Source organism: Azospirillum sp. UENF 111221 (genome assembly GCF_058780625.1).
Genome location: NZ_JBSNCH010000001.1, coordinates 163,276 through 177,454, shown reverse-complemented (window position 1 = coordinate 177,454; position 14,179 = coordinate 163,276). Strand labels below are relative to the sequence as shown.

General features: G+C 66.1%; 14 protein-coding genes and 1 pseudogene. 6 read left to right on the top strand and 9 right to left on the bottom strand.

Annotated features, from left to right (window positions below; genetic code table 11):
* Positions 1 to 97 precede the first annotated feature (97 nt).
* Both ACWPN3_RS00790 and ACWPN3_RS00785 read right to left on the bottom strand, forming a co-directional pair.
* Complete coding sequence (locus ACWPN3_RS00790) at positions 98 to 895, bottom strand: TRAP transporter substrate-binding protein (RefSeq protein ID WP_492261124.1); 798 nt, start codon at positions 893 to 895, stop codon at positions 98 to 100.
* 273 nt (positions 896 to 1,168) lie between these two features.
* Complete coding sequence (locus tag ACWPN3_RS00785; protein WP_109450259.1) at positions 1,169 to 1,936, bottom strand: GntR family transcriptional regulator; 768 nt, start codon at positions 1,934 to 1,936, stop codon at positions 1,169 to 1,171.
* 213 nt (positions 1,937 to 2,149) lie between these two features.
* Between ACWPN3_RS00785 and ACWPN3_RS00780 the strand changes: the two genes are divergently transcribed.
* The 3 genes from ACWPN3_RS00780 to ACWPN3_RS00770 all read left to right on the top strand — a co-directional run bounded on the left by ACWPN3_RS00780 (position 2,150) and on the right by ACWPN3_RS00770 (position 5,223).
* On the top strand, positions 2,150 to 3,352 hold the full coding sequence (locus ACWPN3_RS00780) for a mandelate racemase/muconate lactonizing enzyme family protein (RefSeq protein WP_492242303.1): 1,203 nt from the start codon (positions 2,150 to 2,152) through the stop codon (positions 3,350 to 3,352).
* Between the two features lie 29 nt (positions 3,353 to 3,381).
* A complete protein-coding gene (locus tag ACWPN3_RS00775; RefSeq protein ID WP_492242304.1) occupies positions 3,382 to 4,152 on the top strand; it encodes an SDR family oxidoreductase in 771 nt (256 codons plus the stop codon).
* A gap of 366 nt (positions 4,153 to 4,518) precedes the next feature.
* Entirely contained in the window at positions 4,519 to 5,223 is a 705-nt protein-coding gene (locus ACWPN3_RS00770; protein ID WP_492242305.1) for a DUF3841 domain-containing protein, read from the top strand.
* Positions 5,224 to 5,692: 469 nt separating this feature from the next.
* Here the strand turns inward: ACWPN3_RS00770 and ACWPN3_RS00765 are convergent.
* Together ACWPN3_RS00765 and ACWPN3_RS00760 are read right to left on the bottom strand one after the other, a co-directional pair.
* A pseudogene (locus tag ACWPN3_RS00765) lies at positions 5,693 to 6,630 on the bottom strand (transposase).
* A gap of 81 nt (positions 6,631 to 6,711) precedes the next feature.
* The gene (locus ACWPN3_RS00760; RefSeq protein ID WP_109450266.1) at positions 6,712 to 7,104 is read right to left on the bottom strand and encodes a winged helix-turn-helix transcriptional regulator; all 393 of its coding nucleotides are present in this window, start codon (positions 7,102 to 7,104) and stop codon (positions 6,712 to 6,714) included.
* A 114-nt stretch (positions 7,105 to 7,218) separates the two neighbouring features.
* On the opposite strand from ACWPN3_RS00760, the gene ACWPN3_RS00755 reads away from it, so the two are divergent.
* From ACWPN3_RS00755 to ACWPN3_RS00745, 3 genes are all read left to right on the top strand, one after another.
* Positions 7,219 to 7,944 (top strand): SDR family NAD(P)-dependent oxidoreductase, encoded by a 726-nt coding sequence (locus ACWPN3_RS00755; RefSeq protein ID WP_492242306.1) that lies wholly within the window; start codon positions 7,219 to 7,221, stop codon positions 7,942 to 7,944.
* Positions 7,945 to 8,156: 212 nt separating this feature from the next.
* Positions 8,157 to 8,411 (top strand): hypothetical protein, encoded by a 255-nt coding sequence (locus ACWPN3_RS00750; protein WP_492242307.1) that lies wholly within the window; start codon positions 8,157 to 8,159, stop codon positions 8,409 to 8,411.
* A 55-nt stretch (positions 8,412 to 8,466) separates the two neighbouring features.
* On the top strand, positions 8,467 to 8,595 hold the full coding sequence (locus ACWPN3_RS00745) for a hypothetical protein (RefSeq protein ID WP_492242308.1): 129 nt from the start codon (positions 8,467 to 8,469) through the stop codon (positions 8,593 to 8,595).
* A gap of 93 nt (positions 8,596 to 8,688) precedes the next feature.
* Here the strand turns inward: ACWPN3_RS00745 and ACWPN3_RS00740 are convergent, their stop codons facing one another.
* Genes ACWPN3_RS00740 through ACWPN3_RS00720 form a run of 5 tightly spaced genes read right to left on the bottom strand, consistent with a single transcriptional unit; the run spans position 8,689 to position 14,109 of the window.
* A complete protein-coding gene (locus ACWPN3_RS00740; protein ID WP_492242309.1) occupies positions 8,689 to 9,453 on the bottom strand; it encodes a maleate cis-trans isomerase family protein in 765 nt (254 codons plus the stop codon).
* A 12-nt stretch (positions 9,454 to 9,465) separates the two neighbouring features.
* Positions 9,466 to 10,836 carry an MFS transporter gene (locus ACWPN3_RS00735; protein WP_492242310.1) on the bottom strand — a complete coding sequence of 457 codons (1,371 nt, stop codon included), beginning with the start codon at positions 10,834 to 10,836 and terminating at the stop codon, positions 9,466 to 9,468.
* Positions 10,833 to 11,987, bottom strand: coding sequence for an FAD-dependent monooxygenase (locus ACWPN3_RS00730; RefSeq protein ID WP_109450270.1), 1,155 nt, complete (start codon positions 11,985 to 11,987; stop codon positions 10,833 to 10,835). Before ACWPN3_RS00730 ends, ACWPN3_RS00735 begins: the two co-directional genes overlap by 4 nt.
* Positions 11,984 to 12,481 carry an acyl-CoA thioesterase gene (locus ACWPN3_RS00725; RefSeq protein ID WP_492242311.1) on the bottom strand — a complete coding sequence of 166 codons (498 nt, stop codon included), beginning with the start codon at positions 12,479 to 12,481 and terminating at the stop codon, positions 11,984 to 11,986. The genes ACWPN3_RS00730 and ACWPN3_RS00725 overlap by 4 nt, the downstream gene beginning before the upstream one ends.
* The gene (locus ACWPN3_RS00720; RefSeq protein WP_492260989.1) at positions 12,478 to 14,109 is read right to left on the bottom strand and encodes an AMP-binding protein; all 1,632 of its coding nucleotides are present in this window, start codon (positions 14,107 to 14,109) and stop codon (positions 12,478 to 12,480) included. Before ACWPN3_RS00720 ends, ACWPN3_RS00725 begins: the two co-directional genes overlap by 4 nt.
* Between the last annotated feature and the right edge of the window lie 70 nt (positions 14,110 to 14,179).

Here is a 14,179-nt window from a genome sequence, read left to right as displayed (position 1 = left end):
GATCGGACCTTTCCGATTGGCCAAATCCTTGGCCTAACGTCCCTGCGGGAAGCGCGGCGGTGCAGAACACCGTCCGCGCAAGCGATACCCCGCCCCGTCACTTCACCGCTTCGATTGCCGGGATCAGCGTGTCGGAACCCGGAATCTTCGGCGTGAACTCCGCCCAGACCGGCTTCATCAGTTCACGCCATGCCGCCTTGTCCTTCACCTCGTGGATGGTGGCGCCCTGGGCGACGGTCTTGGCGAGCGCCTCCTCGTCCTGCTTGGCCTGCAGCGGCACGATGTCCGCCTGCGCGTCATGCGCCGCCTTTTCGATGGCGGCCTGCTGGTCGGCGGTCAGCTTCTGCCACCACGGCTCGGACACCACCCAGGCGCCCATCGCGTAGATGTGGCTCAGCTTGGTGTAGTGCGGTGCCACTTCATAAAAGCGGAAGGTCAGATAATTGGTGGCCGTGTTGTCGAAGAAATCGACGACCCCGGTCTGCATGGCGTTGTATACCTCCGGCGCCGGGATCGGCACGGGATTGGCACTGACGGCCTTCCACAGCGCCACATGGATCGGGCTCTGGATCACCCGCATCTTCTTGCCCGCCGCATCGGCCGGGGTGACGATGGGGTTCTTGCTCATCAGCTGGCGGGCGCCGTTGACCGAGAAGCCCAGCAGATGGAAGCCCTTCTCGCGGAAGCTCTCGGACAGCGCCTTGGTCAGCACCGCGTTGGCTGCGACCGCATGCTGGTCGTCGCGGAACAGGAAGGGCAGGTCGAGCACCTGCACCTGCGGAACCCAGGTCGTGAACACCGAGCTGGTGATGATTCCCATCTGGATCGACCCGAGCCGGATGCCTTCCGCCGATTCCGACTCGGCACCCAGCAGGCTGTTCGGGAATATACGGATTCTTGACCGCCCCCTTGGTGGCGTCCGACACCGCGTCGGCGAAGCGGGTCGCGGCGATATGCTTGGGGTTGCCCTCCTGAACGTCGAGCGACATGCGTGCAGTGGTGGCGGCGACGGCCGGCATCGAGATGCCGAGGGCGACGGCTGTCAGAGCCAGCCCTGCCAACAGAGCCTTCTTCATGGTTTTCCTCCTTTTGGGATTGTTTTGAGCGCGACTGGTCGCGACCGGAGTTCCGTCGGCAACGCGACCTGCCCGCCGGGAAGTGGTTCCGGTCACAAGGTGAAGAGCGGCTCGACGCTGCAATCGAGCAGACGCGGGTCGATGCGGGCTTCCAGCTCGTCGAACATGGCGTCGACGAACTGGACGATTTCGTCGGAAGCCTTGACCGCATCGTCGGCGCGGCGGTTGGCGATGGCGTCGGTCAGTGCCAGATGGCAGTCCACGCTGCGGTGGAGCGTCGCCTCGCCGCCGATGTGGTTCTGGTGCAGGAAGCCGATGCGCCGGAAGATCGTGTGCAGCGGACGCAGCGCATTGCCGACGAAGGGCTCGTTGCCGGCCGCCAGGATCAGGTTGTCGATGCTGCGGTCGAATTCGTTGAACTGGTCGATGGTGATCGTCGCCCGCCGTTCCCGCAGCACCCGTGACAGGTGCATCATCTGGTTGCGCTGCGTCGGCCCCGACCGTTCGGCGGCGAGGCGCACGACGAAGCGCTCGATGTCGCGGCGCAACTCCAGCAACAGCCGGTCGCGCGCAAGATCGATGGGAGCGATCTGGATGCCGTTGCGCGGGTTGACGATCACCAGCGTGTCGCGGGCCAGCATGCTGACCGCCTGATGGACAGGCGTGCGGCTGAGACCGGTGATGTCCTGCAGATCCTGGATCGACAGCAACCGGCCGGGCGCCAGCGTGCAGTTGACCAGCAGCTCCTCGAGCTTGCCGTAAGCCAGCTCCAGCAGGTTGGCTTGATTGGCCCGCGCCTGCTTGCGGTCGATCGCGTCCCCCGGCCCGATCAGCACCGGCTTGCTGCGTCCACGTCCCATAACGCCGTCCTCCTTTACCGTAAGCTGCCCGCCATCGCTCGTGCTCGGCATGCGAACAGTGGTACATTAAAACATGTTGTGAAATATCACAAACGGAAATAGGATGCCCTAGCATGCATGGCCATGGGCACGCGGGGGTCGCATCCTGCCCTGATCCTCTGCCATGCCTTTGATTTCCCGAAACTTCTTTCCTCATTCATCGCGGGACGGCTCATGAAAATCACCGCCATCGAAACCCTTCGCACCGAAGAGTTCGCCAACGTCCTGTGGGTGCGGGTCCACACCGATGCCGGGATCGTCGGGCTGGGCGAGACGTTCTACGGGGCCGGTGCGGTTGAAGCCCATCTGCACGACACGCTGTCCACGCGGCTGCTGGGCCGGGACCCGCTGCGCATCGAGGCGATCAACCGCGACATGGTCAACCTGCCTTTGGCGCAGTCTTCGACCGGCACGGAATACCGGGCGGCTTCGGCCGTCGACATCGCGCTGTGGGACCTGTTCGGCAAGGCCTGCAACCAGCCGGTCCACCAGATGCTGGGCGGCCTCTGCCATGACCGGGTGCCGGTCTACAACACCTGCGCCGGCTACGGCTATGTCCGCTCCCATCGCATCAAGCCGGTCGACACCTGGAACCTGGGCGCCAGCCCGGGTCCGTACGAGGATCTGAACGCCTTCATGTCGGACGCCGGCGGACTGGCCGAAAGCCTGCTGGAGCAGGGCATCTCGGCGATGAAGATCTGGCCGTTCGATCCCGCGGCGATCGAGAATGACGGTCGCTTCATCACCGCGGAGCAGATGAAGCGCGCCGTCGAGCCGTTCGAGAAGATCCGCAAGGCGGTCGGCGACCGGATGCAGATCATGGTGGAGTTCCACTGCCTGTGGAACCTGCCGACGATCAAGCGGATCGCCCGCGTCCTGGAAGACTACGAGCCGACCTGGTACGAGGATCCGATCCGCATGAATTCGGTCAATGCGCTGACCGAACTGGCTGCCTCGACCAGCGTGCCGATCTGCGCTTCCGAAACGCTGGGATCGCGCTTCCCCTACAAGGACATGCTGGAGGCCGGCGCCGTCGGCGTGGTGATGACCGACTTGGCCTGGACGGGTGGGCTGACCGAAGGACGCAAGATCGCCGCTCTCGCCGACACCTACCACCGCCCCTATGCGCCGCACGACTGCACCGGCCCGGTGGCCTATGCCGCCGCGGTCCATTCCTCGCTGTCGCAGCCCAACACGCTGATCCAGGAATCGGTGCGCGCTTTCTACACCGGATGGTACAAGGAACTGGTCACCGAGGTCCCCCGCATCGAGGGCGGTTATGTCTATCCGATGGAAGGGCCGGGACTGGGCACAGACCTGCTGCCCTCGGTGTTTGAACGGTCCGACCTGACCCGTCGCGTCAGCTCCCTGGATTGAGGCCCCGCCGCCCGATGGAGACCCACCCCATGAAGACATCCCCGTTCGACCTTTCCGGCCGCACGGCCCTGATCACCGGCTCCGTCCGCGGAATTGGTTTCGCCTTCGCCCAGGGACTGGCGGAGGCCGGCGCCCGCGTCATCCTGAACGGACGCAACGAGGAGACGCTCGCCGGGGCGGTGACGCGGCTGACCGATCTGGGCCATGCGGCGGACGGCAGCCTGTTCGACGTGGTGGACGAGGCGGCGGTCGCCGCCGCCTTCACCGCGCTCGACGAGCGGGGAATTGCCGTCGACATCCTGATCAACAACGCCGGTATCCAGTTCCGCAAGCCGATGGTCGATCTGGCGCTTGCGGACTGGCAGCGCGTCATCGACACCAACCTGACCGGCGCCTTCATCGTCGCCCGCGAGGCGGCGCGGCGGATGATCGCGCGTGGGAGTGGCGGCAAGATCATCAACATCGGGTCGCTGACCAGCGAGGCGGCGCGGGCGACGGTGGCGCCCTACACCGCCGCCAAGGGCGGTATCAAGATGCTGACCCGGGCGATGGCTGCCGAATGGGCGCGCTTCGACATCCAGGCGAACGCCATCGGGCCGGGCTACATCGCCACCGACATGAACGCGGCCCTGCTTCAGGACGCCGCCTTCGATGCCTGGGTGAAGAACAGCAACCCGGCCCAGCGTTGGGGCCAACCGGAGGAACTGGCCGGGACCGCGGTGTATCTGGCGTCTTCGGCGTCGAACTACGTCAACGGACAGATCATCTATGTGGATGGCGGCTGGCTGGCCGTCCTGTGACACAATCGTCCTTGTGGCGTTGTCACGGGAATAGAGCCGGCGCGTAGACCCCCCAAATTTGCAGTTTCGCTCACGCTGCGGTGGTTGCGGCTTCGCAGCCGGCCACGGCCTGTACGCGGGGTGCAGCGAGAGATCAGGCGGAAACCAATGGCGGGCAAACGAGAGCTGCTGCATCCGAAGAAGATGATGTCAAGACCTGCGATCCGCCACTACTCCTGTGACAATGCCCAAACATCTGTTACGAAGATGAGGAACCTGCAAGGCCGGATTGAACACGAACCCAAGTCGTAAATCACCGCCGGATGCGCCTATAATCCTATCAATCCGGTTTGCCAACCGGAAGCTTCGCGCGGCCAGGAGGATCAGTTGCTGAAACCCATTAGCCGCTCACGGTTACTTGCGGTGCTGAGCGCTGATCCGATGGCACCCGTCCGGGTCTGGTCGGCACAACACCGTGACGCGCTGAGCGTGGCACGACAGACCGGCTGGCTGTCCGGTAATCACCAGTTTGCTTTTGGCCGACACACTGACGCCAGAGGACCAGCCGACGATCCCGATCACCCCAGCCCTTATGATTGGATGCGTGAAAGATTGGCGGAGTTGATGCCCCGTTTCTCGGGTGATTATCCCGTCTGGGGGTGGCTGAAGAGGCCGTCCACACGGCCGTCGATCTGGGGGAAAGCGGCGGGTGAGGCGACGGTCCTGGTCAGCGCCATTGTTCCTCGCCATCGCATCCTCCTCTCTGACTTCGACGACTGGCACGCTGTGTTGAACGACTGGTACCTTAGCCGGACGGAAGCGGAAGATAACGAGGTGGAAGCGGCCGGCGGGGCAACGACGTCGCAGCGGCGGAAAAGTTGGCTGCGGGTTTTCGAGACCGGCCACCCGCGCTCGCCGGAGGAGATGCAGTGGCGTGGCCCAGGCCATTACGTACAGGCCTGCATCGACCGCGTTCATCTCAGCGAAATTGTCCACGTGTATGAACAGGTCCAGGCGCCACGGCCCCACGTACGTGGGGTGAACGGTCCTGCGACTGGTTGCGTCGGCGCAGAGCTTGAACGCATCGGGTAGAATGCTGAAGCGGTGAGCACGAGCACTGAGTGAGCCCGCGTGCCGTCGGTTGCGGAAGACAGGAGTTTGATCGTATGGCCGCTGTGCGATCGATCCGAAACGGCACGATCATCATCGCCGAGCACCATGAACCTGATCGGATCATGGACGCCACAGACCACCTCGCTCTGCTGAGCCATGTCCGCTCATTGCCGGCATTCGAACCGGTTTTGACCGTAGCAGAGCTTATACGATGCCTCAGGCCTTGGGCTGACGTGTTGTCGCGCTTGGGGTGGTGCGATTTCAAAGCCTGGGACCGCGCGTTGGCACTGCCCCACCTGGCAGGCTGCGGAAAAACGAACATATTCTGGCCTTTTTCCTCCGTTGAGGCTTAAAAATGGCGTTTCTGACGGCCGTTTTTATCGGAATTGGGCGCCTTTTCGCGCTCCGAGGCCCCCGGAACCGCCGCTTAGGCGGACTCCGGGCATGATTATGCCGCCGCCAGCAGCTTGGGCAGGCGGATCAGGTTGTAGGCGGCGGCGGTCAGCGTGAACATCCAGCCGACACGGCCCGTGCCGCGATGGCGGGTCTTGCGCAGTCCGGCCGTCGATGGGCGAGCGGCGGTTGCGAGTGTTCTGGGCGACATGCGGAGCGGCGCCCAGTTGGCGCAGGTCGGCCACGAAATCCTTGGTGTCGTAAGCCTTGTCGGCACCCACCGTGATGCGGTGGCGGCCGGGGATGGCCTCGACCATGGACACCGCCGCTTCGCGTTCAGCCAGGCCGGTGGCCGCGGTGAGCCGGACATCCACCACCAGGGCGTGGCGGTTCTCCATCAACGCATGGTCCATGAAGGCCAGCTTCGCCGGTTGCCCGTTTCCCTTGCGGTACAGCCGCGCCTCGGGATCGCTGGTCGAGGCATGGGTCTCGTTGGACCGCTTCTCGCCATGGAAGTCGCGGTCGCTGTTGCGCCCCGGCCCCGGCGGCTCGCCGCTGCCGTCCTTGGGCCGGAAACTCTTCACCGACGCCCCGTTCGCCATCGGGCTCGAACCGGTGGCGTCTCGATGGCTCACCGATCAGCGTGCCGTCCACCGAGAAATGCTCGTCCGACAGCAGTGCCTGGACCTTCGGCCGGCCCAGCAGGGTGGCCAGAAACTTGGCCGCCACATCGCCGGCCAGCAGGCGCTCGCGGTTGTTGGTGAACACGGTAACGTCACACACCGGGGCGTCCATAGAAGGCCGCAGCAGCTTCTCCGGCGCGATCGACGGCCGCCCGATCTTGGAGTACAGCCTCTCGAACGCCGACGACATCACCTCCAGCGCCTCGTCCACGATGGCCCGGATCGCCCGCAGAGGATGATCGGCCGGAACCCGAGCCTCACAGCTCACGTGGCTGAAAAGACCCTCGCTCCGCTCATCCGTGCCCCGCATCGTCCCCTCGACACCCGTATTCTCAACAACCACAAAGAATCACGACCCGCCGGCCGGGAGCAGCCCTTTTCCCGCAGCCTGTTAGATCTCCTCCTCCAACCCTCCCTCCCCTCTCGATGCGTCATAGGCTCGCTGTGCTCTTTCCATCGCGGAGCCGTTGGCGAGCGACCAGTTGTAAAGGGCGGCGAAGGGTTCGCGCAGCGAGCAGCCAAGATCGGTAATCGTGTACTCGACGCCGATCGGCTGCGTCGGCAGGACTTTGCGACTGACGAGGCCGTTGCGCTCCAGACGCTTCAATGCCTCGGACAAAGCCTTGTGGGTGATGCCGTCGAGACGGCGCTTGAGGTCGTTGAACCGCGCCGGCTGCGTGCAGAGGACGCTCAGGATCAGCACCGTCCACTTGTTGGCGATATGTTCGAGGATGGGCCGCGTCGCGGTGACATCGAGCGGCAGATCGAGCACGTCTCTGGCCATGGGTATACACCTCAATATCTAGGCACTATCTGGTATCTGAGCACCATCAGGTGCCTTCTTGTAATTAGATATAGGAATGATAGCTGTTCGTCATCACCAGCGATGTGAGGACGCATGAGCGGGCTTTCAGGAAAAATCGCCATCGTGGTCGGTGGCCATGGCGGCATCGGTGGCGCCATCGCAGAGCGGTTCGCGGCGGAAGGCGCCACGGTTTACGCCACCAGCCGTCGCGCCGAAGAGGGAGAGGTCGAGCTTGGGGCCGGCAGGCTGCACTCGCGCCGCGTCGATGCTTCCGATCTGACGGCGCTCGCCGCCTTCTTCGAGGCGGTGGGCAGCGAGGCCGGGCGGGTGGACGTGCTCGCCGTCAACGCCGGCATCTCCGAGTTCGCGACCCTCGACGGCATCGGCGAGGATCATTTCGACCGGACCTTCGGCCTCAACGTGCGCACGCTGCTGTTTGCCGCCAAGGCTGCGGCGGCGATCATGCCGGATGGCGGCTCGATCGTGCTGGTGGGCTCGATCGCCGGCGCGATCGGCACCAAAGGCTATGGCGTCTACGGGGCCACCAAGGCCGCCGTACGCTCGTTCGCGCGGACCTGGGCCAACGAGCTGGCGCCCCGCAACATCCGCGTCAACGTCGTGGCACCGGGGCCAACCGACACCGCCATGATGGCGGCGGCGTCAGACGAGGTGCGCGAGACGCTGACGACGCTGATCCCGCTCGGCCGTATGGGTCGTGCCGACGAAGTGGCCTCGGCCGCACTGTTTCTCGTCAGCGACCAAAGCAGCTTCATCACCGGGGCCGAGCTGCCGGTCGATGGCGGCATGGCGCAGGTCTGATCCGTGCGCCGCCGGGAGGATCTCGAGACCGTGGCGCTGATCCGGCCTCAGATCCTCCCGGCGGTCGAACCGGGTGCTGCCGTCGGCTCAGACCTGGTGCGACGCCTGACTGGCCCGCGCCGCGACGTTGTTGCAGCGAGGTGAGGATTGCGGATGGCGGGGTGGCATCGTAGGGGAGGCGTCGTTGACCTTTCCCTGTTCTGATCCAGCCGATGCCGTTCAAAGGCAACGCCGCGCGCCGTCATCACATCCCCAAGCAGCGATACAGGGTTCGCAACTGGCAGAAGCATGATGCTGCGCTGCGAGCGCGTGGCAGCCTGACCGTGTGGTTCAGCGACGAGGCCGTGCCGCCGCGCTCCACCACGGTGCCGAGCGATAGCGCGCAGAGCGATCCGACACCGCGGGACCGGCATCCGCAGGCCATCGCTGACGGTGGTCGCGGGGCATGGCAGGCAACATCCGGCTAAAACTTGCGCGCGCTCGTGGAGGCCATCTTCAGCCGCTACAAACACGTGATCGGGGATGGTCCGCGCTTCCATACCTCCGCGCTTCCATACCGACGACCGGCGGCAGACCGGGATCGGCGTCGCCGTCCCGGTCCTGAACCGCATGCTCGACCTCGGACGCCCGGACTCCATCCGCATCGAGTAATCAACAGCGTCGGCCACGCCGTCAGAAGCTCCACTGCCTCGATGCTGCAACGTCACCTGTCGCGCTCCCCTCGATTGACGTTGCCCTTGGCAGTCAGCGCAAGACTGGCAGGCCTTCCGCCAGCAACGCCCCGGCGCCAGGAACTGCGGGGGTCAGACCCAGACGGGAGAGCATGCCGTACACGGTGCAGACCGCCGTGGAAACGGTAGGAATGCCAAGCATCTCCTCGATGGGGCGGATCGCCGGCAGGGATGGCATCTGCACGCAGGCCGAGGCAACGACGACGTCCGCCCCGGCCGTCTTCAGCGAACGCACGTCCTCGACCAGCCGCATGGGGTCTCGGCGGCCGACCTCCAGGTTGTCGGCGATCTCGAAACAGCGCCAGTCGATCACCTCGATCCCTTCATGCTCGATGTAAGCCACCACCAGTTCGGTCAGGGGACGGGTGTAGGGTGCCATCAGGGCGATGCGGCGCGCGCCGAGCGCCTTCAGCCCCTCGACCAGCGCGCCGGCCGAGGTCATCACCGGCGCCGCGCAGTGGTTCGCGTGGGCGATTTCAGCCAGTTCGCGCTCCACTATGCGGTGGTGGCCGAGGCCCATCGCCATGATGGCGACGAGGCAGGCCGTGCTCATCACGTCGACGCGGGCGTCGGCGAGTTCGGCGGCACAACGCAGCCCCTCGCGGTTCATCGCCTCCAGCTCCTCCTTCACCACCCGGTGCATGCGCATCCGGCTGGAATGGAAGGTGAAGCGTTCCGGCAGCATCGCCTCGCGGGCGCGCAGCATGGCCGGGATTTCAGTTTCCATGGTCGTGTTGGAACTGGGCACGATCTGCCCGATGCGGTAGGTGCGGGTCATGATGCGGGCTCCTCAGCTGCGGGATCGGGCGGGTTGCGGGGCAAGAGCGCCGGCCGTGCTGCCGGCCGTGCGCGGCAGCCGGCCAAGCGCCCAGAGCAGCAGGTTGCCGGCCAGCGCGATCAGGCAGGGAATGGCGGCCACCACCAGAAGGTCGGCGGTGGACCAGTTCAGCCGCATCAGTTCCCCGCCGATGACCGGCCCGAAGATCGATCCCAGCCGGCCGATGCCGAGCGCCCAGCCCGCCCCCGTCGAACGAACCGGTGTCGGGTAGAAGGCGGCGGCGAGCGCGTTCAACGCGGACTGTCCCCCCAGGATGCAGAAGCCGGCCACCGCGATCACCGCGCCCGCGATCCCCAGCGAGCCGGAGACCTGTCCGATCAGCGCCACGCCGAGTGCGCCGGCCAGCAGATTGATCGCCAGCGTCGGGCCGAAGCCGTGCCGGTCGACCAGCCAGCCGAGCAGCAGGTTGCCGACCAGCCCGCCGACCCAGAAGATCGTTCCCACCATCACCGCTGCCGAGGCGGGATGACCGGCCTCCGTCATGATCACCGGCAGCCAGTTGGCGAGGAAATAGGCCGCAAGCAGGTTCATGAAGTTCAGCAGCCACAGCAGCGGCGTTGCCACCGCCATCGTGCCGCGGAACAGCTCCAGGATCGGCGCACCGCGCGCCGGACGGTCGTCTGCGACCAGAACCGTGTCGTCGCGCATGGTCAGGTCCGGCTCGATCCGGGCAAGCCAGCGCCGCACCTGCTCCAGCGTCCGCCCCCTCACCGTCAGGTATTGCAGGGATTCCGGCAGCAGGGCCAGCATCGCCACGCCCAGCAGCAGCGGGGCGGCCGCACCGGCGAGGAACACCGCATGCCAGCCATAGGCCGGGATGAGCAGGCCGGCGACGACCCCGCCCAAGGCTCCGCCGAGGATGAAGCCGGATGAGGCGACCATCATCAGCGTGATGCGCACCCGCGCCGGGCTGAACTCCCCGGCCAGCGCCACGGCATTGGGCACGATCGCACCCATGCACAGGCCGGTCAGGAAGCGCATCCATCGCAACTCCTCGACGCTGGCGGCCTGCGCGGTCGCGAAGCTGGTGAGTGCCAGACACAGCATGGCGGCGATCAGCACCGGGCGGCGGCCGAACCGGTCGGCGATCATGCCCATGACCAGGGCACCCAGGGTCATGCCCAGCAAAGCGGCACCGAATACGGTGCCGAGATCCGCCTTCTGGATGCCCCAGTCGCCGATGATCGCCGGAGCCACATAGCCCATGGCCTGGACATCGAATCCGTCGACGATCATGCACAGGGTGCAGAGCGCGACGACGCGCAACTGCAAGCCGCCCAGCCGGCTGCGCCCGATAACGTCGGAGACGCTGACAATGTTCATGCCGTCCTCCCCAGGGGTTCGTCGGTGTTCTGCGCCTCGTAGGCGGCGGTGAAATGCGGATCGCGGCGGCGCAAATCCTCGTGGCTGACCTGCCCGGTGCGCCGCATGTAGTCGTAGGCGAAGCCGACGGGGTCGAGGTGGAGCTTGCCGGCGACCGTCTCGTACCAGTCCAGGCTGCGCGCGGCGGCGCCCTGGAAGCTGGAGGAGGACCGGCGGCGCTGCGCCTCGAAGACGGCGAAGGCGGCGGTCAGGTCGCCGGGATGGTCGACGATCCCGCGGTGAAGCGCGATGGCGTCCTGCATGGCCATGCGGGTGCCGGACCCCAGCGAGAAGTGCACAGTGCGCAGCGCGTCGCCCAGCAGCACGACGTTTCCGTGATGCCAGCGCTCGTTGCGTACGATGTTCGCCTCGAACCAGTGCGACCGGTTGGTCAGCAACGGGTTGCTGCCAAGGTCGGCTTGGAATATCTCCGTGCAGGCGCGGCTGCTCTCCTCCTCGCTCATCCGGTCGAAGCCGGCGCGCAGCCACGTCTCCGGATCGACCTCGACCAGGAAGGTGCTGAACTCCGGGCTGTACTGGTAGCTGTGGGCGATGAAGACGCCAGCCGCGGTTTCGCGGAAGATCAGCGAGACGGGATGGAAGCGCTGGCGCGTGCCGTACCAGGCGAACTTGTTGCGTCGCCGTTCAAAGCTGGGGCGGAACTGTTCGGCGTAGTGCAGGCGCACCGCGCTGTTGGCGCCGTCGGCCCCGACCAGCAGGTCGGCGTCCTGCGCCAGCGCGTCGATGTCGGTGATGCGTTCGCCGTGGCGGATCTCCACACCCACCCGCAGGCAAGCCTGCTCCAGTGTTTCAAGCATGGCGAGCCGGGCGGTGCGGGAGAAGTGATTGCCGTGGATCTGCACGCGGGTGTCGCGGTGCACGATCTCCATGTAATCGCAGCATTCATGCCCGGCGGTGAATTCGGCGAAGAAGTCCGGGTCCGCCTCCTTCAGAAAGGAAAGGCCGACGTCGGAAAAGACGACACCCCAGCCGTAGGTGGCGCCCCGCGGGTTCTGTTCCAGGATTTGGATGTCGTGCGCCGGGTCGTGCTTCTTGGCGAGCAGGGCGAAATAAAGGCCGGCCGGCCCGCCTCCAATGATGGTGATCTTCATGCCGGGCCTCCTTCCGCCGCACGGCCTTCTGCCGCACAGGCGCCTTGGTAGCGTTCCAGCGCCTGCCGGAATGCCGGGGGGATGTCGATGGAGCGGCGTTCGCCGCGGGCGACGCAGACCGGGGTCAGATGTGCCAGGAACGCGATGTCGCCATCGAGCGTGCGGGCGCAGATCCGCAGCACGTAGGTGCGGCTCCGGATTTCCGCGACCGTAACGGTCATCTCGAACTCCTCGTCCGGCCGCAGCGACCGGCGGAAGTCGAAGTCGAGCGCGCGGGTGGGCGTGCCGAACCCCTGCTCGTCCTTGGCGCGCTGCGGGGTGGTGCCGAACAGGCTGCCGTAGAACAGCTCCGCGGCCGAGATGACGTATTCGCTGAAGGTGACGGTGTAGACGACGCCGGCCGGGTCGCATTCCCCCCATTTCACCCGGCGGCGGATCACCAGGGGGTTGGCGCCGACGATGTATTCGGTTGCTGTGAAGTCGTTGGGAGTCATGCCGCACCTGCCGTGGATTCAGCCGCCAAGATGTCGGCGATCAGTGTTTTCAGCGCCGGCTTGTTCAGCTTGCCGACGCGGGTGAGGGGGAACTCGTCCAGCACCTCGACGCGTTCCGGGCATTTGTATTTCGCAAGCCCGCAACCGGTCAGGAAGGCGCCCAGCTCCTGCACGTTCGGAGCCGGCATGCCTGGCCGCGTGATGATGAAGATGCAGCCCTTCTCGCCATAGACCGGATCGGGCATGGCGACCAGCTTGGCGTCGGCGACGCTGGGATGGCGGCTGACATAGGCCTCCACCTCTTCGCAGCCGATCTTCTCGCCACCGCGGTTGACGTTGTCGCGCAGGCGCCCTTCAAAGGCGTAGCAGGTCTGTCCCTCCACGACATGGGCCGTCATGATGTCGCCCGTGCGGTAGAAGCCATCGGACGTGAAGGCCCCGGCATTCGCCGCCGGGTTGTCGAGATAGCCGCGCAGGCTGGACGGGCCGCGGAAGCACAGCTCGCCCATCTGGCCGGGCGGCACCGGGGTCTCGCTTCCCGGTTCGAGCAGCCGGATCTCGTCGAACGGACAGCCGGATGTGCCCTGCGTGCGGTGCCGCCGCTCAGTCGGGGCGTCCGCCGGCGAGCCGAGAAGCAACCCCTCGGTGATGCCGTAAAGGTTGGAGCAGGGCACGCCGATGTGCTCCTCCAGCTTGTCGGCGCGGCTCATCGTCGCGAACAGCCGGAGGGAGGACAGGTCGTGCCGCCGGATGTCCGCATAGCCCATCAGCTGCGGCGCGATGGGGCCGACCGACAGCGCGTGGGTGACGCGGTGCGCCTCGATCAGCTCCAGCATGCGCCGGATGTCGACCTTCGGCATCAGGACGACGGTCGCGCCGCCGAGCATCATCGGCATCAGCGCATAGACCTGGGCGGCGTTGTGCAGCAGGGGCAGCGACCACAGGATGCGGCTGTCGGCCGTCATCCCGTAGAGCCCCATCAGGTGCCGCACATGGCCGAGATATTCGGCATGGAAGCGCGGAATGATCTTGGGCAGTCCGGTCGTGCCGCCGGACAGCTGGAAGGCCAGGACGTCCTGCGGACCGAAGGGCAGGCCGGCCAGCCGGGCGCGCGCGGTTTCCGCCGGAACGGCAGCGATCAGATCCTCCAGCGCCAGTCCGGCGGACCTCCCGCCCCGCGCAACCACGAGATGCTGCAAGCCGGTGTGCCGTTCCATCATGGACATGGCGAAACCGACGAGATCGAAGCGGCTGAAGTCCGCCTGGACGAAGTAGCCGCGGGCGCCGCTCTGACGGGCCAGCTCGCCGATCTCCACCTCGCGGTGCTGCGGCAGCGTGCAGACGGGGACGATCCCCGCCTTGAAGCAGGCGGCGAGCGCGATGACGGTCTCGACCGTCGTGCCCATCTGGAATATCGCGCGGTCGCCGGCGGCAAGGCCCAGCGCCAGCAGCGCCGCGGCCAAACGGTCGCTCGCCCCGTCCAGTTCGGCGAAGGTGACGGTCCGCTCGTCGCCGATCAGGGCCGGCTTGTCAGGATGGCGCGCCGCGGTGGCACGCAGCGCGTCCCCGACGGTGGACGGGATCCAGGCTCCGTCGGCAAGGTATCGCTCGGCCTGATCGGCCGGCATGTAGACGACTCCGCTTATGGGATTGCGGATTCCTGTCATCTCTGTCCTCCCCTTGATGCGTTTCGATGCG